This window comes from Treponema bryantii, assembly GCF_900111035.1.
In the GTDB taxonomy this organism is placed as follows: Bacteria; Spirochaetota; Spirochaetia; order Treponematales; family Treponemataceae; genus Treponema_D; species Treponema_D bryantii_C.
This window is the reverse complement of sequence record NZ_FOFU01000003.1, coordinates 1-22,368: the sequence shown is the minus strand read 5'-3', so window position 1 is coordinate 22,368 and position 22,368 is coordinate 1. Positions and strand designations below refer to the sequence as shown.

Below are 22,368 nucleotides of genomic sequence, written 5' to 3'. Positions count from 1 at the left end.
AGAAACGCTCTTTTTTTTATCTGAAGAAGCTAATCACAAATACCCAGATAAAGCCAAGTACTGTAATCATCTTAAGGCCCGTACCAAGCAGAAATCCCATAAAAGCACCAAAGGCAGCCTTAAACACACCTTCGCTTCTGCCCTCTTTATTAATAAACTCACCAATCAAAGCACCAAAGAAAGGGCCAAGAATAATTCCCCATGGACCTGTAAAGAATCCTACGATAAGACCAATTGTAGCTCCCGTAGTAGCATATTTACTGCCACCAAATTTCTTAGTCATCGTAACCGGGAAGAAATTATCAGCAATTGAAACAACAACCGCAATAATTCCCGTTATCACAAGACACAAAAGCGAAATCGAATTGTATTCAGAAAAATAAGCCGCCAGCAGCCCTGCCCAGGCAAGCGGTGCACCAGGAAGAACCGGCACAAAAGTTCCCAAAAAACCGACCAGAAGTAAAACTCCTGCAACAATACATAAAATTACACTAATTCCAGTACTCATTTTCCTGCCTTCCCAAAGTTTTTTAATTCAGGATGGTATTTTTTCCATCTTGCAAGTTCATCATCAAATTTTGCGCCCTCAAAGGTTTTAAAGTCGCGGTCTATTTTGATAATCTCATCTTTAAAACTCACTACCGCATCTGCAATACAAGGTTCAAAAGCTTTACCCTTCTCCGCTTCAAAAACCTTAACAGCATCAGCAATAGACATAGGTTCTTTATATAATCTTGGACTAATCAGAGCATCAAGAACATCAGCTGCCCCAAGAATCCGTGCACAAAGAGGAATTGTATCTCCGGTAACCCCATATGGATAACCGCTTCCGTCCCATCTTTCATGATGATAAAGTGCCATTTCTTTTGCCGTTACATTAAAAGTTCCATCATCTATAGGAGGCATACCTTCAAGAATCTTTCTGCCTTCCATTGGATGAGTTTTCATAATTTCATATTCTTCATCAGTATACTTTCCAAACTTATTTACAATATCCTGAGGAATCCTGATTTTACCAGCATCATGTAAAAGGGCTGCTAACATAAACTCATCTATCTTTGCATCAGTTAACTCCTGCGCATAATAGCCATTTGACCTCAACTGCTTACAGATTTCCTGAACATACTTGCCGGTATGATAATTATGAGTAACTCCAAATATATCAAAAGCACCAAAACTGCCGACAACAAATTCAATAATCTTATGCTGATTTTCATTAAGATTTACGTTACGTGATTTTAGTTCGTTATTCAGCTTTTCAATGTACTCATTCTTTTCCTGAAGTTCTTTATTAGTATTAAACTGCTCAAGAGTTTTTTCATTCAGGCGTTTATAGGCACCATCTTTATCTACATTTATAGACATAAGACGACGGAATGTTTCATAAGTTCTCTTTGAAAGCAAGTCAGTAACCAGAAAAACAAATATAAATTCAACAATTACACCAGGAACATTTTCTATAAACCAGCGCTCCTGAGTTTTTACACCGCTGAGAACCAGAGTTACAGCCGAAGAACGAAGCCAGTAAGCAATTATTGTAAGAAAAAAATTGATAGTTGTAGTGATTCGAGTAAGCTTGCGGTTATAATAAAGACAGCTGATAAACGGAGCAAAAGCCCATGAAATAGTAAGAACAATTACACCTTTCATACCCAGTAGGAACACAAATCCGGAAATAGCTAAAAGTCCAAGGTACATGGAAACATACTGAAGCTTTTTATTCCAGGTTTTATTCAGTATAAAGCACGTAAAAGCCATTACCAGAGTGTATATCAAAATCATAAACGCATAAGGAGTTGGTACATACCATACACCTACATGAGTAAGAATAACAAATGTAATAGGAACTATAAGAGCGCAAAAAAGAATTGTATAGATTTTCTTATTGATATTTACAATATTCTCTGTAAAAAATGAGTCTTCTTCGGTAATCGGCATAAGAAAAGTATAACATGTGGGTATTGATTTAGCAAATTCTTGAATTAACCTAAATACTTCTATATACTTAAGTTATACTAAAAAAAAGTGGTGATGCTAAAAAAGCTTCGCACACAGGAGAATGGAAAATGGACAAACTAAAAATCTTATTGGCTAAAGGCCGCATCTACGAGTCAGTTTATGAACTTTTAAGTGACGTAGGTATTTCAATCCATCTTCCTGACCGCACATACTTCCCGACAACAAATCAGGAAGACCTCGCATTCCAGGTAGTAAAGCCACAGATTACAAGCCTTCTTCTTGCAAATAACAAGGCAGATGTTGGATTTTCTGGAAAAGACTGGGTTTATGAAAATCAGGTAGAAAACGACGTTGTAGAAATTATGGATCTGGGCTTTGACCCTGTACGCATTGTAGCTGCAATTCCTGAAGCACGCGATTTTGACAAGCTTCTTAAAGGACAGGTTACAATTGCAACAGAATATCAGGTTTTGAGCCGCAAATGGGTTGAAAACAAAAAAATCGACGGAACAATCTTCCGCACCTGGGGAACTTCAGAAGGTTTCGTTCAGGACACAGATGATTCAATCGCACAGATTCTTATCGACAACACTTCAACAGGTTCTTCACTCAAAGCAAACCGCCTCAAGATTGTAGACACTCTTATGGAATCTTCTACAAGAATGTATGCAAGCAAGGCTGCAATGGAAGATCCTGCAAAGAAGCAGAAAATCATGGAGCTCAAAATGCTCTTCGAAACAGTTTTGAACGCACGCAACCGCGTAATGCTCGAAATGAACTGTGCAGAAGACAAGTTCGACACCCTCATCAAGGGAATCCCAAGCATGAAGAGCCCAACCGTTTCCCCACTTTTCGGCGGCAACGGCTACGCAATCAAAATTGCAGTTAAGAAGTCTGAAGTACCAACTCTCCTGCCAAAGCTCCAGAGCCTCGGTGCCACAGACATTGTTGAATATGAACTTAGAAAGGTAATGCTCTAGAAGGTAAAAGGTGCTAGGTTTTAGGTTCTAGGGTATGAGGGGGAAGTCTCCCCCTCGCTCCAACCACCTGCGGTGTTTTCCGCTACCCCTTCTGCGGGGCACATCCCCGCAACGCCCCTATAACCTAACACCTAAAACCTGAAACCTAAAAATGGAGGATACTATGAGAACCGCAACAGTAAAACGCGTAACTGGTGAAACACAGATTGAACTCACCCTGAACCTCGACGGTACAGGTAAATACGATGTTGAAAACCCAATCGGCTTTTTCGACCACATGCTCCGCAGCTTCTGCAAGCACGGACTCTTTGACCTGAGCGGAACAATCAAGGGCGACCTCAACGTAGACCAGCACCATACAATCGAAGATACAGGAATCGTACTTGGCGAATGTTTCAAAAAAGCACTCGGCGACTGTGCAGGTATTTTCCGCAGCGGTTTCTTTATTTACCCTATGGACGAAACTCTCGCTCAGGCCGCAGTAGATTTTGGCGGACGTCCTTACCTCGTTTGCAACTCACAGCTCACAGGTATGCCGCTTGTAAGCATACAGAATGGCAAAGAAGGTTCTTTCCAGACAGACTGCTTTGAAGACTTCTGGCAGGGCTTTGCTAATGCTGCACTCTGCAACTTACACATCGACGTTATCCGTGGACGCAGTGATCACCACAAAATTGAAGCCTGCTTTAAAGCTGTAAGCCGCGCCATTCGCAGCGCAACAGAAATAGATGCCCGCCGCGGCGGCACCGTCCCAAGCACAAAGGGCGTTATCGTTTAATAAAAACGCAGGAGGTCCCCATGAAACTCGTAGTCTTCGGCGATTCTATCCTTAAAGGCGTAATCACAATTCCCGGTTCTGGAAAACTCTTTGACATAGCCGAAATTGATTCACTTACCCTGGCACAGCAAAAACTTGGATTCGAGCTGGATAACCGTTCACTATACGGCAACATCACAAGCAAGGGCCTCCTCAAACTCCAGAACTTTTTTGAAAAAGGCGGTGAAGCAGATTTTTGTATAATTGAGTTTGGTTCAAACGACTGCGACTATGACTGGGGAACTTTTGTGCAAAAGGTTCCAATGACAGAGTATCTGGACAATCTTTCTCAGATGGTAAATCTCTGCCGCGCCAATAAGGTTACCCCTCTTATGATGGGACTCATTCCTTATGTATGCGACAACTGGTTCAAAACAATCATAAAGGGCCACAATGAAGCAGCCATTCTGAAGTTCCTTGGCGGCACCTCAGAAACACTCGGTAAAAATCAGCTTGCCTATAAAAATGCACAGGCAGACTTTGTAAATAAAAATAATGTGCAGTTCTTAGATCCATGGCCAATCTTTGAAGGTCACAAAGAACTTATGTGCTATGACGGAATTCATCCGAATGAAAATGGCTATAAACTTCTTGGATATGCCTGGATTAAATTCCTGTCAGAAGTAAAAAAGGAATTCTAATGAAAGAAATAACCATATACACAGATGGCGGATGCCACGGAAATCCTGGCCCTGGTGGCTGGGGAATTGTTGTAATTGCAGACGGAGTTGCAAAGCAGCTTTCCGGCGGTGAAAAAATGACAACAAACAACCGCATGGAACTTATGGCAGCAATTACAGCTCTCACCGTAGTTCACAACACTCCCGATTTTGCAGGCAGCCATGTTACTGTAAACATCGACAGTCAGTATGTAAAAAACGGAATCACAACCTGGATAAAAAGCTGGAAAGCAAAGGGCTGGAAAACTGCCGATAAAAAGCCTGTAAAAAATCAGGACCTGTGGGTACAGCTCGACAGTCTCAACGCTGGTCTCAATGTAACCTGGAACTGGGTAAAAGGCCATGCAGGAATCGAATACAACGAAATCTGTGATCAGCTTTGTCAGTCAGAAATCGCTAAATTCGAATAGCCGGAAAATCTCAAAAAAATCATTTTTCTCTCTAAAAACTTCCTAAAAACTTCTATCTGATACTATTTATATAGTATGAGAAATTTGATTTTTTATACTATGATTTTCACTCTGGTGCTCGCAACCAGTTCCTGTTCACAGGCAATGACACAACCGGCGGAAGAAACTCTGGAAATCAGTTTACCAGACTGGCCTCCAGATGGCTGTTACACTGACCACTATCCTCAACTTTCCCACTGGTATATCCAGATTGCCGGAGCCGGGTTTCAGAAATCTTTTTATTCAGCGCAATCACAAATATCTGTTCAAATCAAAAAGAACCGTCCACTCTGCATAACCGCAAAGCCGATAACGCTGCTTTATGACGGAAGCGAGAGTGACTATTTTAAGCCGGCCGGCTATATGTATCCTTTTTCAGAAGACTCCTCATCAAACACTGCGCCCACACTAAATTGGGAACAGGGATATCTTGCAAATCTTATGCAAAAACTTTTTAAGCGCTGTAACACAGAGGGATTGTCTCAAATTGATACTGAATATCTCATATGCACCTTTAATTGGAGAAAAGCACAGACATCTATCGAACAGAAAATCCATATCGACTCAGAAATCTTTTATAATCCCTGGCTTATTCCAGAGTCGCCTGTTCTTGAAGCCGTCAGTTCACATAGTTTTAAATCCTCTCTGCTTACACCTGCGGGAATACTTTCTATAACGACCGATCAGCTTAAAAATTCCTTTATAACCTCAGATTCTCCCCTTCTTTCCTCTTTTATTCCTGAAAATTTCTGTATAGAGCAAAAAAATCAGTTTACTGTTATGAAAAATTCCCCCATAATAATAGGCGACGGCAATAAATACGCACTTTACATCACCTGTAAAAGCGCAAAAAATATATCACTTGAGCATATTTATCTGCCGATATACATTGAAGATATATGAAAATTTTTAAACTGGCATTATTGTTCACCATTTTCTCTGTTTCTCTTTTTGTCTGTGGCTGTAAGAAAAAAACTGCTCAGATTCCAGTTCAGAATGCAATCACTGTTGAAATCACAAAAACAAATCATGCATGGTATTATTTTTCTAACTATACTTACCATTTTGTAGACCGCCCGCAGAATGCACCTCTGCAGGCTCAAAAGCCCTGGACAGAAAGCATAAGAATCTCTTCTGCAAATAACGAGGCATGTACACAATATTCTGAATCAAAAGCCTTTGCTGTTGTGAACCGTCTTGGCATTCTTTCCTTTAATGATGAAGCAATTACTCTTTCACAGGATGCAAGTTTATTTACAGACCGAACTGCAGGAAATCTTGTTTTTCTGAACAATGTTCCGGTTTACTCAGTTTATAAAAGTGCATTCTTCAATGATACAATTCTTGCACCGGATTATAAGAACGACAGTTCATCACATCTTTTCCTTTTACAGTTTGATTCACATGCAAAGATTTCATATCCTATTCTGAATTGTAATAACATCACAGACAAAACAAATTCTGAAGTAACAGATTTTTACTGGAATGGACTTGAATGGTGCTGCAGTATAAAAACTATTTCAGATATTAAAAATGAATTTTCTTATATCAGATTCAAACCTTTAATCCCACTTCTCGCCCTTTCACCTTCAACTGCAGAAGGTAAGATTGATATTGAAGAATGCGATGCTGATTTTTTCAGAAGCTGCAGAGTACATCACAATTATACTGATGCTCCAGATAGAATTAAAAAACTGCTTTCAGGTTTTGATACAAAACTTCCTTTTATAATCGAAGTAAAAAATGCAGGCGGCAGTTCACCTCGTATTTATGAAAATACAGTAACAAACTCAAAAGAAAAAGAACTTAACGCAAAGGCTATTCTTTCTGCAAACTGGAGCGCTGCTTTGTTTGAAGATGGAACTCTTTTCCTAGAGGGCGCACTTCCAGGAAAACATATTCTTCGCAGTGGGAAAGCTGTTGCAATTCGGCTTCCAAAGCTTCCTGTAGGTTTTATATATTCTGATTTTGTAATTTCAGGAACAACTCTTTATGCAGCATGGGAAGAATCTTCGTTCTATAAAACAGGACGTGCCGGCTTCCTTCAGGTAAATCTTGAAAGAACCCTTTACAGCAGAATGATTTAGAGGTATTTGTGAAACCTATTAGAAAAATCCTTTTGATTTTTGCAAGTTTATTTCTGCTGTCTTCAATTTCTGCTCAAGAAGAGTCAGAAGTTCCGGCAGATATTTCTTCTTCAGAAGAAACTGCAAAATCCATTCAACCTGCAGATTTTGTCCTTCAATTTGAACCTGGCATTTATATAAATACAGAAAGCAAACTTGTAAGTGCACCTTCTCCTGTAGTTTATCCTATTTCTGTAGGTTTTCTCTGGCCGGAACATTCAGTGTTTGCCATTCAGCCAACCTTAAGCTTTTTTATGATGCATCATCTTTTATATGAAGATAAGGCTCTGCCTGCTGAGATAGAAAACCGTACTACAACTACCCTTTCATTCATGCTGAATATTCCGGCAGTTTATTCAATTTATCTTTCCAACAGCAATTTTCAAATTACTGCAGGGCTTGGAATTTTCATGAGATTCGGGATTCTTTCACCTGGTGTGAAGGAAGGAGATTCCGGCTGGTCAGGAAGTGCCGGCAGTGATGTAAAAAAAATAAACAGTTATTTCTGGGGAAATTTGCGCTGGCTCTACCTTACTTTGGGTGGTAGCTGGCTATATAATTTGACCCCGCAGCTAAAGGCGGGGCCAACATTGAATATTTATCTGCCTGCGGGAGGTCTCATAAGCGACGGTTCCGCACAGGCATTGTTGATTTCGGCAGGTATTAAAATCTGCCGGTAATCTACTAATACATACCGCCCATATCAGGAGCTGGGGCAGCAGGAGCCTTAGGTTCAGGAATATCAGTAATTGCACATTCTGTTGTGAGGAGAGTTCCTGCTACAGATGCTGCGTTCTTCAAAGCAGAGCAGGTAACCTTAGCTGGGTCGATGATTCCGGCCTCAAGCATATTTACCCATTCACCAGTGCGAGCATTGTAACCAATACCCTTCTTTTCTGTCTTAGCGCGTTCAGCAATTACGCTTCCGTCAAGACCAGCATTTTCTGCAATCTGGCGCATTGGTTCTTCAAGAGCGCGGCGTACAATCTTAAATCCAACCTTTTCATCTTCTGTAAGGTCAGCTGGGATTTCGTTCAAAGCCTTAGAAGCTTCGATGAGTGCAAGTCCACCACCAGATACGATACCTTCTTCAAGAGCGGCACGTGTAGCAGCGATTGTATCTTCAACACGGAACTTCATTTCTTTCATTTCAGTTTCTGTGTTAGCACCAACGTTGATTACAGCAACACCACCAGCGAGCTTAGCAAGTCTCTTCTGGAGCTGTTCCTTGTCGTAAGATGATGTAGACTTTTCGATAGCAGTCTTGATTTCTGCAACACGGTCTTTAATAGCCTTAGAAGCTCCGGCACCACCAACGATTGTTGTGTTGTCCTTGTCAATCTTAATAGACTTAGCCTTACCAAGAACTTCAGTTCCGCAAGTTTCAAGCTTAAGTCCAACTTCTTCAGAAACTACAGTACCACCAGTCAAAATAGCGATATCCTGGAGCATATCCTTTCTGCGGTCACCAAAGCCTGGAGCCTTAACAGCACAAACTTTGATTGTTCCACGGATTGTGTTCAAAACGAGAGTTGTAAGAGCTTCACCTTCAACATCTTCACAGATGATTACGAGAGCCTTACCAGCGTTTGCTACCTTTTCAAGAATTGGAAGAAGATCCTTCATTGCAGAAATCTTCTTGTCGTAAATCAAAACGTAAGCGTCATCAAAATCAGCTTCCATGCGCTCGCGGTCTGTTACAAAGTAAGAAGAAATATATCCGCGGTCAAACTGCATACCTTCTACAGTATCAACAGTCATTTCCATGTTCTTTGATTCTTCTACAGTGATAACACCGTCTTTTCCTACCTTTTCGATAGCGTCAGCAAGCATCTTACCAATTTCTGGATCGTTGTTAGCAGAAATTGTTGCGATGTTTGTAATATCATCAGCGCCCTTTACAGGCTTTGCATTCTTTTTGATTTCTTCAACTGCAAGTTTAACAGCCTTATCCATACCGCGCTTAATTTCGATTGGTCTCATACCAGCGGCTACAGATTTAATTCCTTCGCGTACAAGTGCGTAAGAAAGAACAGTTGCAGTAGTTGTACCATCACCGGCATCATCGTTAGTTTTGCTTGCTACTTCGCGTACGAACTGAGCTCCCATATTCTCATAAGGATCCTGGAGTTCAATTTCCTTTGCTACAGAAACACCGTCCTTTGTAATTACTGGTGAACCGTATTTCTTGTCCATCATAACCATACGTCCACAAGGTCCGAGAGTTGTCTTTACAGCTTTCGAAATCTGCTCAACGCCACTCAAAAGCTTTTTTCTAGCATCTTCACTAAACAATAACTGTTTTGCCATTTCTATATACCTCTTTTATTAGTTTAAAATTTAATCTTATAGTATAAAATATAGAAATTTCCGCCAAACGGCAAGGAAATTCGTATTCTTATTCTTCTGCTGTAATATTAGTCTGTCGGAACTTTGCAAACTGAAAATCGTCAAGTTTTACAAGCAGGCGGTAAAGTCCAAAGCCAGCGAAAGTACAGATAAGACGGTCATTTACAGTTAAAGGAATTCGGGGAACCAGATATGAAAAGAAAGTTCCCATTTTCAACTGACGCATAACCTCTGAAAAATTATCAAAAGCAGAAAAGCCTGTTGAAGTCTGGAAAAGAGGAAGCACAAATGTATCCAGTAAACTTGCAGAAGTAAAACTGAAAACAGAAGAGACTACAACAATAATCAAAAGATATAAAACAGTCATAATACGACTGTACAGGAACTCTCTTTTATTTCTGGAAAATAGCCAGGTAACAAATACAATCAGCATTCCACAAATTGCATAAAGGCAATCATAAAAAGAAAAAGGAGTACCTGTATACCGGCACAGCAAGACAATCATCAGCGGATTAAAACTCGCAGCAACTATAAGACCGGGAATAAGACCCATATAAAGTGTTATTGCAACAGCAAATTCTGTATCAAGAAAACATGGCAACTGCAATTTATAAGCCATAAATGATGTAAAAAGATCTCCAAGTATTGCAATTACACAGAAAAGGATGTTTTTCACAAACGGTTTCATGGTTAGTATATCCTACACGATAATCAAATTTATTATAACATGAATCAAAAAAAATCTCACTTTTCGTTTAGAAAAATCTATGTTATTATATAAGTATGAAAAAGGTATTGATTGCAGACAGTCATCCGTTATTCCGTGATTTTCTTAAACAGAAGCTTTCGGAAGACCAGATTGAAGTTATTACAACCCAGGAAAACCGCGATATTTATACAAAGGTTATTACCTCACTTCCAAACCTGATTATTCTGGATATGGAAGAAGATAACTCTATGGAAATGGAGTTTCTTGAAAAGAAGATGCACGATACAAACTGTGCAGATATCCCTGTCATCATTACCGGTCCAAAACAGGATCGCTCAAATATCGCAGCCTACGCAAAATACGGTGTAATTAAATACTTTGAAAAACCTGTTCAGTTTGACATGTTCTTTAAATCAATCGGCCTTGTTGTACGCGTTCCGCTTTCAATGGATACAACACCTTGTATTCTGGACCTTCACCGTAACAACAACATAATCTTTATTGAACTTGCACTTGGACTCAACCGTGAAAAGATAGCACTTCTTCAGTTCAAGCTTTCAGAAATGATTGAACGTGAAAAGCTGGAAAATCCTAAGGTAATCATCATGCTTACAAACCTTGAGCTTACTTTTGTAGACGGTTATAACCTTGAATTTCTGATTGATAATGTCCTTGCCAGTTCAAAAATTCATGCAAAAAATGTTAAGATTCTTTCTCTAAGTAATTTTGTAAAGGAACTTGTAAACGGACATACAAATTATGCCGGCGTAGAAATTTCTTCTAACCTTTCAAGAATTCTTAATGACCTTGTAGATACCTCTGTTACTTCAGATATTTCAGACCTTATTACAAACCGCTTCCTTACCCCTTCATACGAAGCTGAAGATTCAGCATCTATTGCTACACGCTTTTCTTCAGATGGGCTTGAATATTCAGGAAAACCTCAAAAAACTGGAACTGTTCTTACAATTGCAATTATTGACAGTGATGAATCCAGTCTGGAAATCACAAAGAATTATTTTGAACAGGCCGGTGCTGCCTGCTTTACATATACAAAAGGTCAGGAATTCTTAAATAACTATGACGACGGAAAGTTTGATCTTATTCTGCTGGATGTACTTTTAAATGATCAGACCGGGCTTTCTCTTTTACAGAGACTTCATGGAATGCCTCATTCGCCTCCAATTGTTATTTATTCACAGAGTCTTCAGAAGGATATCATTGTAAAGGTTTTGAGTGCCGGAGCTGCAAGCTATCTGGTAAAACCTCAAAAGCCAAATGTTCTTATACAGAAATGTCTTTCAATTCTTAAAACAAAGGAATAAGTTGTGTCTTTACAAAAAGTTAATTTTCATACTCATTGCACTTTCTGCGATGGAAAAAACACCGCAGAAGAACATGTAATTTCAGCCATTGAAAAAGGGTTTACAGCTCTCGGCTTTTCAAGTCATTGTTTTCATCCGTTAAATCCTGAGTTTTATAAACCCGTAGACAGTATCTGGCACATTCCTTCTGAAAACATAAAAAGCTATACACAGGAAATAAATCGCCTCAAAGCAAAATATGCAGATCAGATTAAGATTTTTCTTGGCTTTGAAGCTGATTATTTTGATTCTCCGATATATGGAACTGCAATTCCAGACAAAGCAAAATACGCTGAGTTCTCGCCAGATTACCTCATTGGAGCCGTGCATTACATCAATACAGACAAAGGCTTTTTCACAGTTGATCACAAAACAGAAATTGTAAAAGAAAATATCGAACGCTTTTACACAAAGGCTGACGGCTCAATTGATGGAAAACAGGTAGTTTGTGATTATTTTGCAGCTGAACGAGAAATGCTGCAGAAAGGTAACTTTGATATTCTTGCACATTCAGATTTGATTCGTATAAGAAATACAGTTTTACATTTCTTTGATGAAGAAGATACCTGGTATAAAGATGAATTAAAAGCTACTGCGAAGGTTATTGCAAAGGCTGGTGTTATCACAGAAATAAATACCGGGGCAATTGCCCGCGGTAATATGGATGATACATATCCGTCCCAGTATTTTCTGGAACTTTTACATAATAACGGGGTACCAGTATGTATCAATTCTGATGCCCACACTGTAAGTAATCTGGATGCAGCCTTTGACCGCGCAGCAGATAATGCCCGCCGCGCCGGCTACACAGAACTTGTTTACCCACAGAACATTGTTATTAAACTATAGGTTAGCGGTTCTTTCTCTCCTGTGCACTTGCGCAGTTAATACACATAAGTGCATAAGGAAGAACTTCAAGTCTTTCCTGAGGAATTTCTTTACCACATTTTACACAGCGGCCGTAAGTTCCCTGATTGATTCTGTCGAGAGCACTGTCAATCTGCTGAAGTCTATTTGCATCCTGAGTTCCAAGAGCAGTAAGAAGAGTTCTATCAATTACATCAGCAGCAACATCTGCTTCATCTCCAGATTCAACGGTTTTAATAAGGCCACGCATATCTTCACTCTGATCAGCTAATGAAGCAAGAAGAGTTTTTCTCTGTTCAAGTAAATATTCCTTCATTTTTTTAAGAAAAGCTTTGTCCATATTTATAAATCCTCCCAAAACCATTTTTTACTTGTGTTGTCAAGTTATGCTGTTTTGTATATAATAACTAATATAAATGCAAATCGGCAAAAAGACAAATTCTTTTTTGCAAATTTTTTTAAATTTTTTATTATAAAGGGAACCTATGGCAAAAGAAGAAGCTATTGAAGTACAGGGCGTAGTAAAAGAGGCCCTTCCTAACACAACTTTCCGCGTAGAACTTGAAGGCGGACACATTATTCTCGCACACCTTTCTGGAAAAATGAGAAAGCACTACATCAGAATCGTTCCTGGCGACAGTGTAAAAGTTGAGCTTTCTCCATATGATTTGAACAAGGGACGTATCGTTTTCCGCGAGCGCTAATAAACTGCTGTCAGCCTTTGTTGACAGATAAAACAATATCTGATAAGGTTTACACACTATGGAACACATTGTCCGTTGGGCACAGAAAATCAATTCCTCTACGTTGGCTTACCTTTATTATAGCTATGATTTTCTCTCTACTTATGCGGAAACAGCACGCTAGTGTGATTGTGTTTTACTGATTAAGGTAATTACAAGGCTTTCCGTAAAAAGGAAAGCCTTTTTTTATTGCAGGTTGATAATATTTTTATCAACCTGCAAAACGGCTGAGTCAAGGCTTTAAGCGAAGCGTGCCTTGACCAGACGTATATCACGATTTTGTAAATAAGGAGATTATACTACTATGACATTATTCGAAGATCTAAAATGGCGAGGTCTTATTAAAGACGTTGCAGGCGAAGAAGCTGATTTGCAGAAAGTTTTGGACGGAGCTCCATTCGCTTTTTACTGGGGAACAGACCCAACTGCCGATTCCCTTCACCTCGGCCACTATTCTTCTCTTTGTATGGCAAAACGCCTCGCTAATGCAGGACATCACCCGGTTCTTTTGTGCGGTGGTGCCACAGGCCGCATTGGTGACCCACGCCCTACAGCAGAACGCGAAATTATTTCAGAAGAAGCTGTAAACGCAAATATCGGTGGAATCCGTGAGCAGATTAAGCGCCTCGTTCCAACTGCAGAACTCGTAGATAACTACGACTGGTGGAAAGACCGCTCATTCCTCGATACACTCCGCGACATTGGTAAATATATCAGCTTGAACTACATGCTCGACAAGGATATCATCCGCCGCCGCCTTGAAACTGGAATTACCTTTGCAGAGTTCTCATACATGCTTCTCCAGGGCTTTGACTTTGTTCACCTCTTCCAGGAAAAGAAATGTATCATGCAGGTTGCAGGTTCTGACCAGTGGGGAAACATCACAACTGGTGTAGACCTTATCCGCAAAATGCTCGACGGACAGGCATATGCCTTCACAATGCCACTGATTCTTGACGCAACAGGAAAGAAGTTCGGTAAGTCAGAAGGAAATGCTCTCTGGCTCAACAAGGACAAAACTTCTCCATACGCAATCTACCAGTACCTCATCAACGCTGATGATAATCTGGTTCTTGATTACCTCAAGGTATTCACATTCCTTACAAAGGAACAGATTGAAGAAGTTTACGCTCAGCAGCAGGCTGCTCCAGAAACCCGTATTGCACAGAAAACTCTTGCTTGGGAAGTTGTTAAAGACCTCCACGGAAAAGAAGAAGCAGACAATGCCGTTATGGTTTCTGAAAAGCTTTTCAAAGGTGAATTCAAAGGTCTTTCTGTAAATGATATTCTGATGGGACTTAAGGGAGTTCCAAACTTTGAGTTTAAGGAAGAACTTCCACTCGTAGACGTACTCGTAAACAACGGTATGGCAAGCTCAAAGCGTGAAGCACGTGAATTCATTAAGAATAATGCTATCTCTATCAATGGTGAAACTGTAAATGATGAAACAAAAGTTATCACTAAAGATATGGCACTCGAAGGAAAGATAATTATCTTCCGCCGTGGAAAGAAGAAGTACTATATAGGACTTATCTAGTTCTTAAAAAACGGTTGCGAAATTCGCAACCGTTTTTTATTGTACCGGGGATTATCTAGATGTCTTAAATAATCCTTTCAAAGATCTTATTATTCCAGTTATACCATTAATAATCACACCAATACAGATAATCGGGCCGAATGGTATAATAAACCATGAAAATCTAAAGAACATCATACCAACTAAAGTCTGAAGTACCTTTAAAACAAGGTTTGAAAAATATGAACTTCTGGTCTGATTTTCTTCCTCACGTGAATAATTATAATTATATTGAGAATAATTTCCTCTTGAATTCTGAGTCTGCTGATTATAGCTGCGTCTCTGAGCACCGTTAAACCATTCCCAGAAATTATCATCACCAAAAGGATTTGAATAAGTATACTGATATTGTCTCTGATACTGCTGCTGAGTAGAACTGTTGCTATAAGCGTTTTCTGAAGAATAACCACCAAGGTCATAATTACGACGTTTTGCTTCGTCTCCAAGAACATCATAAGCAGCACTTATCTGCTTGAATTTTTCTTCTGCTTCTGCATTTCCAGGATTCCTATCCGGGTGATATTTAAATGCAAGAGTTCTATACGCCTTTTTTATTTCATCAGCCGTAGCATTTTTAGAAACGCCAAGTATCTCATAATAGTTGCTCATACTTATAAAATAATAAAAAACTTCATACGTTACAAGGTTAAAATTAAAGAACCGTTAAAATAATAAACGAGACAACCTTAAAAGGCTGTCTCGTTTTCAGATCATATCAACCAGAAAATACTATTAAATTGTGAATTTAACACCAACAGAAATAGTACAAATTCCTATAAGAGTACATAATAATGCTCCCTGATAGTTTGTAATATTAAAGTATTCTCCTCCACCTCCCATAAACAATGGAAGTCTAACCCGCCATGTCAGCCCAAAAACATTATTGAAATTAAAGCCACCACGGTAATATAAAGAAAGTGCATGAATCGCAGGTATATTCACGTAAGAAGCATCTTCAGAAAAGTTATTTAGCATATTTATATAAGAAGAAGTAAGAATTAAATACTCTAAACCAAAGGTTGCTACAATTCCCTGATCAAAAGGATTTGTACAATAACCAACAGAAATTGCAGGAGCAATACCAAAACCTTCACCAGCAATACCGGTACTAATAGCAGCACTAAGTTCAGTATCCAGATTATAGATATTAAATCCAATAGTTGGTTCAAGTCCAAGAATAGACAATCTTACACCAGGCACAACAGCAAAAATCTTTTCTGATTTTGGTTCATCATCAAAATCATTTGCTTTTGCAAAGAGAGATGGAATAAATGCTGCACATATAAGAATACACAAAATCAATTTTTTCATGAGACACCTCCTCGTATAATTAAATTATCGGTATAAAAACTGATTTCCCGTTTAGTTTATACTGACTTTAAAAAAATGTCCAACACTATTATTTTACGAAGAAAGTTTCTGGCGCACCAAGATAAGACTTTGGCATAGCCTGATTTGCCTCATGAATAACAATCTTCTCAAGAACAATATTTGGAGTCACAGGACTTACCTTAAGAGAATTCAGACCTGCATGGCAATCAGCATAAACAGTTGCGATACGAATATGATTTGTAACATCTGTACTCCATGGCTCCTGATTATCACCTACAGCAAACTTTTCTGAATCTACTACATCCTTCAAAAGTTTTTCACCATTTATCTCAGCGACAAACTGCAGTTTATTATCTTTATAAGCAGGATTTGTAGGATTCAGATAAAAATCAAATGCCATAAGTCCACCTGTTTTTTCAGCAAAGTCCTTATCCAAAGCAAAAGCATACTCTACAAATGGAGCAGCATCAGAGCCTGGAGCAAAACTTTCTGTAACAGCTTTAGCCTTTACAGCACCAAGTGTTTTACCATATCCATCCAGAACATCAAAATCAGCAGAACGAACAAAATGAGGTGCTTCAATACTGATATAATCTTCAGTCTGAACAAAAGTACCTGCAGGGAAATTACAGTCAGGAACAGAAGCATCAACATGAATATTTACAAGAATACGGGCTCCATGACCGTCATTTCCTTCTATTTTGACTATTGCTTTTTTATCAGCGGAAGCAGAAAGTTTTTCGCGGTCAATTATAATTTTGATTGTATTAAGTCCACTCTTACCGTCTGCAGTCAGTTTTTCAACATCATGCTCAACAGTAAACGACAGCCAGTTACATTCTGTAGAAGTATTAAGTTCAACGCCTTCAGAATTACAGCAGGCAATTTTTACACAAGCTTCATTCACATCAGGATTTCTGAAGGCTGTAAGCTGAAGGTCTCGTATAGTCCAATCCTGACCTGTTGTATAGAATGAACTGCCTTCCACCCATACTACAGCACGCTTTTTTCGTGTAGGCTCAACATACATATAAACCGGATACTGGTTATTAGCCTCACACCAGTTACGGAAACCGAAATGCTCGGACCATCCCATTCCATAGAAGCGTCCGCCTCCTACCTTATCACAGGCATCAACAATAGCCTTATCATAGGCATAGCATTCCTTCATTTTATCTGCATAATTATTTGCAACAAGTGCATTACGTTCAGCAAAAAAGCGGTTCTTTCCACTGTAAAGCTGCATTCTTAGAACATTCAGGTCACCACAAACAGGAAGATAAACCTGACTGTAGAAGCCAGCCTCCTGTTCTGCAGGGACTGCTTTTAGCAGGGCTTCTGTACGTGAAATCAAATTGTTTGCAGCAGTAAGCATTCGGTTTCCTTCACTAAAGTTTTCTGCTGCAAATGTATCCGGCTGAATGCACTCTGTACGGCGCATATTAGCTATCTTTGTTGCATTAATAAGGATATCAGCAACCTCTGCTTTCTGTTCATCATTAAAATAATTGAACTGGGCATTAACCCACTGACGGGTATACTCAACAGTTGTAAACTCAGGCTTACTGTAAGTCTCGTAGTCATAAGCAAGATTTAAGAAATATGAAAGAGGGAATTCATTTGTAAGAACGTCTCCCATATTTACAATCCAAAGCTCTCGGATTCCAAACTCGTAGGCAGCAGTCATCTGCTCTTTTACCTTTGGCAGATAGTTAGTATTAAACCATTCATAGCTGTAAGGAGAACCATGATAATCAAAATGATAGTACATACCGTAGCCACCCTTATGAGAGCGCATGTGCTCAGTAGGAACTGTACGGAGATTTCCATGATTATCGTCACAGAGCATAAGAGTTACACCATCAAGCTCAGGATCATCCATAAGCCCCTTTGTGTGCTTATCACCATAGAAATATGGTTCAACCTCTTTGTAGAGAGCAAGCATGCGAGGCACTTTCATTACATCTTCATTTACATTTTCACGAATAAGACAGTTCTGAGTTTTTATAACATCACGAAGAAGATTGATATTATCAGCAAGAGTTGCATTCTGCATGATAGCTGTATCAGCTTCACCACGCATACCAACAGTAATAACGTTTTCAAACTTACCGTTGCGCTTTAAGCCGTCTTCCCAGAACTTTGTGATTCCTTCACGATTTTTCCAGAAGTTCCACGCATCACCATAAATTGATCCAGGTCCGCGAACATAACGATATTCCTCACCATTACGGCAGCAAGGTTCATGATGACTAGCCCCCATAATTACACCCATTTCATCCGCAAGTTCAGCATTTGCAAGCCCTGGACCATCAAGGCTGAACTGAGCAGACCACATAGCCGGCCAGAGATAGTTTCCCTTTAAGCGGAGAAGAAGTTCAAAAATATGCTCATACATTTTGGCATTAAAACCGCCAAAATTATGAGTTGTAAAATTACCGTAAGCAGGCCATTCGTCGTTAATAAAGAAACCGCGGAACTTTACAGAAGGCTCTTTTGAAACAGTTACACCTTCTTCGAGCTCTACAGCATCGCGGTGAACAGGAAGCACACCAGCCCAGTCAACAAGAGGCGATACTCCCATAAGTTCAGAAAGATGGAAAAGTCCGTAAATTGTACCGCGCTTGTCACTTCCGATAATTATCAGGCGATCAGAACGAACAGCAAAAATGTAAGATTCGCGTTTACCTGTGATTTTTGAAAGTTCTGCAGAAAGTCCGTTTTCTTCAGCAATTTTTTCTGCAAGCGGAGATTTCCCGAGAGTTGCAAAATATACATCACCCTCACCCACTGATAGAGAAGGCTTCTTTCCCGTCACCCGCTCCACATCGAGACATACTTTATCAGCAATTTTTTTTACACCGGAAAATTCACTTTCATCACAAATAAAAACATTCTTACCATCAATTTTGAACATACATACCTCTAAAATAATAATGCCCGGTCTATTCGCAGCAAAGCTTTAGCGAGCCGGGCAATGACACAAGTAATATTATATCACAAGGTTACACACTAGTATATCACATATTTACCACTTAATGCCAGAATTGCAAAGAAATACAGACAGTTATCGTAGTAGCGGCGGCGGCCAGTGCGCATCGGTGTATTCCACAGACGTCTAACCGCACGTTCAGCAGCAGCCCTGGCTTCTTTATCATCACTCTTAACCGCCGCCGCAGCCTCGGCCACAGTAGCAATTAAACCGATAGGATGCCTTGCGTTTTTCTTCAATTCAGTTCCATCAATCAGATAATCTTTAAGATCATCAGCTTCCTTACCATCAAAGAAATTGATTATATTAGCCGCAATCTTAGAAAGTGCTGCATTACCGCCAAACCACAGTGCATCAAGACCAACATTTGCAGCAACGCGGTAAGAATCACTAAAGAAAGTTCCGTGATATTTAGGAGGAAGCGGTTCTCCATCATCATTCGCATATTCAGAAGCAAGCCCTGTTTCCGGATGACATGCCTTTACAAGATATTTACGACTGGCTTTTGCAGCAGCCTTCCAGTAATCCTTATCACAAGGATCAGCATATTCAGCAAATAGCTCATAGAAATGAGGAAGATGATAAGAAGGATCTGTAAACGGACAGTTTGGAACAAAACGGATGTGGTGATTTTCTTCAAACCACATTTTATTTTCACTATGAATGGCAACACGAAGAATAGCACGTCCCTCTTCAGTATAATTGAAGATACCTTCACCATTACCCCAGCGGCGTGCAGCAAAGAAAAGAGCCATTGCAAAATATTCTTCACCATCCGGAGCCGGACCATCAGCATTTTTAGTGCCGTCAGGTTTGTTAGACCAGCAGAAATATCCTGCATTAGGTCCAGTTTCCATATACATATTCTTTTTCGACCATTTCCAGATCCGGTCAAAAATATCCTTACGGTTCATCTGTACGGCCATCATCATGCCATAAGACATACCTTCAGTACGTGCGTCATCATTACCGGTATCTTCCATATAGCCGGTATTGTCTTCTGCTTCAAAATAAAAATGATTTGGATTCTTCTGGTCAAAAATATTATTCCAGCATTCAATTACACGGTTTTCTATATCAAATTTAGAAAAGCCGAACTCTTCCAATATACTTTTCATAATTAAAAGCATATACCCGAAAAGTCCGGCCGTCCATAAAGGGAAATTCTTATTATCTATATAGAAAAAAAGACCCCGAAACGAGTTCGGGGTGACTTTAACTATTTTGCTTTTTTCTGTTCGCTTGGCTTAGACTTAGCACCAGCAACAGCAGCAGCCATCTTTTCGAGGGCCTTATCCTTATCATTAACCATAAGAATTGGCTGTCCAGTAGCATCCAGAGTATCGCGCCAGAGAGATCCTTCAGGATCAACAGCGTTACGATGAGCAGTTACAGCCTTAATTGGAAGGTGAACGAACTTGTCATGAACAAGACCAATTACACACTTTGTCTTTCCAGCCATAGCAGCGTGAACAGCATTGTTACCAAGACGCTCACAGTAAATAGAGTCACTTGCAGTTGTAACAGAAGCACGAACCTGATATGAAGGATCGATATATTTAAGGTTGATTTCGATATTCTTAGCCTTGAAGTATTTTTCAATTTCGCTCTTCAAGAATACACCAATGTCAGAAAGCTTCTTGTTTCCAGAAGCATCTGTAGCACCAGTAGCCTGGAGAAGATCCTGACCGGCACCTTCAGAAACTACGATTACAGCGTGACCACGCTTAGCAAGACGGCGCTCAAGACAAGCAAGGAAGCCGTTCTCACCTTCCATTTCAAAAGGAACTTCAGGAATAAGACAGAAGTTAGTCTCGTGGCTTGAAAGAGCTGCAGCTGCGGCAATAAAACCAGCCTCGCGTCCCATAAGCTTTACAAGACCAATACCGTTAATCTGAGAAGCTGCTTCCATATGAACAGCAGCAACAGTTTCCTTAGCGCGCTGAACAGCAGTTTCAAAACCGAATGAACGGTCAATAAACATAAGGTCATTATCTACAGTCTTAGGAACACCAACAACAGCGCACTTAAGACCACGTTTTTCAACTTCGCATGCGATATCATAAGAACCGCGCTGAGTACCATCACCACCAAGGATGAAAAGCATATTGATACCGTCGCGTTCAATACAGTCTACGATTTCGCTTACACGCTGACCGCCACCGCGGCTAGTTCCGAGGTATGTACCACCAATCTTGTGGATTTCATCAATCAGATATCTGTCCAGCTCAAGTGGCTCATAGCCGCTCTCAGGGAAGAATCCGCGGAAACCGTACTGATATCCTTTAATAGTCTTAACGCCGTAGCGTGTGTTCAAACAGCGAACAATAGCGCGAATAACATCGTTCAAACCAGGGCAGAGACCACCACAAGTACAGATACCAGCCTTAGCGTGAGTAGGATCAAAATAAATCTTCTCACGAGGACCAGCCTTCTCCATAAGATTAGATGAATCAAGCACAACCGGCTTAGTTTTATCGAAAACGTTTACGTTAGAAATAACATAAGAATCGTCGCTTACATAGTTAGCAGTGTAGTCACCGTGAACAGTAGAAAGCTTAATCGGAGACGGAATAGTACAAGGTCCCAGATTATCAATTGTGAAATCGAATTTTTCTTCAGACATAACACACCTCAAAAAAATAGATATTATAGAATATAATGAATATCATAAATTTACAATAGGTTTTTAAGGCGCAAATTCACATTCCAACACGAGTTCCCCCTTGATAGGAGTTCCGTTAAAAACGACAGTCCATCGGGACTGTCGTTTAGGAACATCCTCAAAATGGGTGGAGCGAGATTTATCGAGCCGTAGCTGCCGCTCGGCCTCCTCGGCTCCGCCTGCGGTGGTTGCCTGCGGCACCCCTCCATGCTTGGCGCGCATTACGGTTAAATAAAAAAAGCCGGCAGCTATCTACTTTCCCGGAACGAATCCAGTATCATCGACGTAAGAGAGCTTGACTTCCGTGTTCGGAATGGGAACGGGTATTACCTCTCCACTATGGCCACCGGCATTATTAACAATGCAGAGTTACGAAGTGTGTAAGACGATTTCTCGTGCACACAGGACGGATTATTCAGAAGTGTTCGTTTTGAACGGAAACGATGATATGGCCAAGTCTCACGACTTATTAGTAATGCTCGGCTGAACGCCTCACGACGCTTACACCTGCATCCTATCAACCTGGTAGTCTCCCAGGAGTCTTCAGGGAACTTAAAGTTCCAGGGAAGTCTAATCTTGAGGTGGGCTTCCCGCTTAGATGCTTTCAGCGGTTATCCCTTCCGGACTTAGATACCCAGCACTTACCCTTGGCAGGATAACTGGTAAACCAGAGGTTCGTCCACTTCGGTCCTCTCGTACTAAAAGCAGCTCCTCTCAAACTTCCATCGCCCATAACAGATAGGGACCGAACTGTCTCGCG

The 22,368-nt window shown here is 40.1% G+C and carries 21 protein-coding genes and 2 rRNA genes; 11 read left to right on the top strand and 12 right to left on the bottom strand.

Features of this window, described 5'->3' with window-relative positions; all coding sequences use genetic code 11:
• Window positions 1-16 precede the first annotated feature (16 nt).
• Window positions 17-508, bottom strand: coding sequence for a DUF456 domain-containing protein (locus BMY21_RS06540; RefSeq protein ID WP_083379762.1), 492 nt, complete (start codon window positions 506-508; stop codon window positions 17-19).
• On the bottom strand, window positions 505-1,938 hold the full coding sequence (locus BMY21_RS06535; RefSeq protein ID WP_074642027.1) for an HD-GYP domain-containing protein: 1,434 nt from the start codon (window positions 1,936-1,938) through the stop codon (window positions 505-507). Before BMY21_RS06535 ends, BMY21_RS06540 begins: the two co-directional genes overlap by 4 nt.
• Window positions 1,939-2,066: 128 nt before the next feature.
• Here BMY21_RS06535 and hisG point away from each other — a divergent pair, with 128 nt between their 5' ends.
• From hisG to BMY21_RS06500, 7 genes are all read left to right on the top strand, one after another.
• Entirely contained in the window at window positions 2,067-2,939 is an 873-nt protein-coding gene (gene hisG, locus BMY21_RS06530) for an ATP phosphoribosyltransferase (protein ID WP_074642025.1), read from the top strand.
• A gap of 163 nt (window positions 2,940-3,102) precedes the next feature.
• Window positions 3,103-3,717 carry an imidazoleglycerol-phosphate dehydratase HisB gene (hisB, locus tag BMY21_RS06525; protein ID WP_074642024.1) on the top strand — a complete coding sequence of 205 codons (615 nt, stop codon included), beginning with the start codon at window positions 3,103-3,105 and terminating at the stop codon, window positions 3,715-3,717.
• A gap of 20 nt (window positions 3,718-3,737) precedes the next feature.
• Window positions 3,738-4,397 (top strand): SGNH/GDSL hydrolase family protein, encoded by a 660-nt coding sequence (locus tag BMY21_RS06520; RefSeq protein WP_074642022.1) that lies wholly within the window; start codon window positions 3,738-3,740, stop codon window positions 4,395-4,397.
• Window positions 4,397-4,846 (top strand): ribonuclease HI, encoded by a 450-nt coding sequence (gene rnhA, locus BMY21_RS06515; protein WP_074642020.1) that lies wholly within the window; start codon window positions 4,397-4,399, stop codon window positions 4,844-4,846. The genes BMY21_RS06520 and rnhA overlap by 1 nt, the downstream gene beginning before the upstream one ends.
• Before the next feature lie 75 nt (window positions 4,847-4,921).
• Complete coding sequence (locus BMY21_RS06510) at window positions 4,922-5,788, top strand: hypothetical protein (RefSeq protein WP_143064182.1); 867 nt, start codon at window positions 4,922-4,924, stop codon at window positions 5,786-5,788.
• Entirely contained in the window at window positions 5,785-6,972 is a 1,188-nt protein-coding gene (locus BMY21_RS06505; RefSeq protein ID WP_074642017.1) for a DUF8086 family protein, read from the top strand. The genes BMY21_RS06510 and BMY21_RS06505 overlap by 4 nt, the downstream gene beginning before the upstream one ends.
• A gap of 8 nt (window positions 6,973-6,980) precedes the next feature.
• Entirely contained in the window at window positions 6,981-7,691 is a 711-nt protein-coding gene (locus BMY21_RS06500; RefSeq protein ID WP_074642016.1) for a hypothetical protein, read from the top strand.
• A gap of 4 nt (window positions 7,692-7,695) precedes the next feature.
• On the opposite strand, the gene groL is transcribed toward BMY21_RS06500, so the two are convergent.
• On the bottom strand, window positions 7,696-9,321 hold the full coding sequence (gene groL, locus BMY21_RS06495) for a chaperonin GroEL (protein ID WP_074642014.1): 1,626 nt from the start codon (window positions 9,319-9,321) through the stop codon (window positions 7,696-7,698).
• Between the two features lie 88 nt (window positions 9,322-9,409).
• Window positions 9,410-10,048: a hypothetical protein gene (locus tag BMY21_RS06490; protein WP_074642013.1), complete on the bottom strand. Its 639-nt coding sequence runs from the start codon at window positions 10,046-10,048 to the stop codon at window positions 9,410-9,412.
• Window positions 10,049-10,143: 95 nt separating this feature from the next.
• Between BMY21_RS06490 and BMY21_RS06485 the strand changes: the two genes are divergently transcribed.
• Both BMY21_RS06485 and BMY21_RS06480 read left to right on the top strand, forming a co-directional pair.
• A complete protein-coding gene (locus BMY21_RS06485; RefSeq protein ID WP_074642011.1) occupies window positions 10,144-11,394 on the top strand; it encodes a response regulator in 1,251 nt (416 codons plus the stop codon).
• Between the two features lie 3 nt (window positions 11,395-11,397).
• The gene (locus tag BMY21_RS06480; protein WP_074642009.1) at window positions 11,398-12,282 is read left to right on the top strand and encodes a histidinol-phosphatase; all 885 of its coding nucleotides are present in this window, start codon (window positions 11,398-11,400) and stop codon (window positions 12,280-12,282) included.
• A 1-nt stretch (window position 12,283) separates the two neighbouring features.
• Here BMY21_RS06480 and BMY21_RS06475 read toward each other — a convergent pair whose 3' ends face one another.
• Window positions 12,284-12,640: a TraR/DksA family transcriptional regulator gene (locus tag BMY21_RS06475; RefSeq protein ID WP_074642008.1), complete on the bottom strand. Its 357-nt coding sequence runs from the start codon at window positions 12,638-12,640 to the stop codon at window positions 12,284-12,286.
• Window positions 12,641-12,785: 145 nt separating this feature from the next.
• Between BMY21_RS06475 and infA the strand changes: the two genes are divergently transcribed.
• Both infA and tyrS read left to right on the top strand, forming a co-directional pair.
• Window positions 12,786-13,004 carry a translation initiation factor IF-1 gene (gene infA, locus BMY21_RS06470; RefSeq protein WP_074642006.1) on the top strand — a complete coding sequence of 73 codons (219 nt, stop codon included), beginning with the start codon at window positions 12,786-12,788 and terminating at the stop codon, window positions 13,002-13,004.
• Window positions 13,005-13,347: 343 nt separating this feature from the next.
• Window positions 13,348-14,580: a tyrosine--tRNA ligase gene (tyrS, locus tag BMY21_RS06465; protein WP_074642005.1), complete on the top strand. Its 1,233-nt coding sequence runs from the start codon at window positions 13,348-13,350 to the stop codon at window positions 14,578-14,580.
• Between the two features lie 51 nt (window positions 14,581-14,631).
• Here the strand turns inward: tyrS and BMY21_RS16105 are convergent, their stop codons facing one another.
• From BMY21_RS16105 to BMY21_RS06430, 7 genes are all read right to left on the bottom strand, one after another.
• A complete protein-coding gene (locus BMY21_RS16105; protein ID WP_074642003.1) occupies window positions 14,632-15,228 on the bottom strand; it encodes a J domain-containing protein in 597 nt (198 codons plus the stop codon).
• 123 nt (window positions 15,229-15,351) lie between these two features.
• Window positions 15,352-15,930: a hypothetical protein gene (locus tag BMY21_RS06455; RefSeq protein ID WP_074642001.1), complete on the bottom strand. Its 579-nt coding sequence runs from the start codon at window positions 15,928-15,930 to the stop codon at window positions 15,352-15,354.
• 88 nt (window positions 15,931-16,018) lie between these two features.
• The gene (locus BMY21_RS06450) at window positions 16,019-18,868 is read right to left on the bottom strand and encodes a glycosyl hydrolase 115 family protein (protein ID WP_074642000.1); all 2,850 of its coding nucleotides are present in this window, start codon (window positions 18,866-18,868) and stop codon (window positions 16,019-16,021) included.
• A 95-nt stretch (window positions 18,869-18,963) separates the two neighbouring features.
• Complete coding sequence (locus BMY21_RS06445; protein WP_218141036.1) at window positions 18,964-20,061, bottom strand: family 8 glycosyl hydrolase; 1,098 nt, start codon at window positions 20,059-20,061, stop codon at window positions 18,964-18,966.
• A gap of 101 nt (window positions 20,062-20,162) precedes the next feature.
• Window positions 20,163-21,569, bottom strand: coding sequence for an ATP-dependent 6-phosphofructokinase (locus BMY21_RS06440; protein ID WP_074641996.1), 1,407 nt, complete (start codon window positions 21,567-21,569; stop codon window positions 20,163-20,165).
• A gap of 278 nt (window positions 21,570-21,847) precedes the next feature.
• Window positions 21,848-21,959, bottom strand: a 5S ribosomal RNA gene (gene rrf / locus BMY21_RS06435).
• A 97-nt stretch (window positions 21,960-22,056) separates the two neighbouring features.
• Window positions 22,057-22,368: ribosomal RNA gene (locus BMY21_RS06430) — 23S ribosomal RNA — on the bottom strand; the annotation flags it as partial.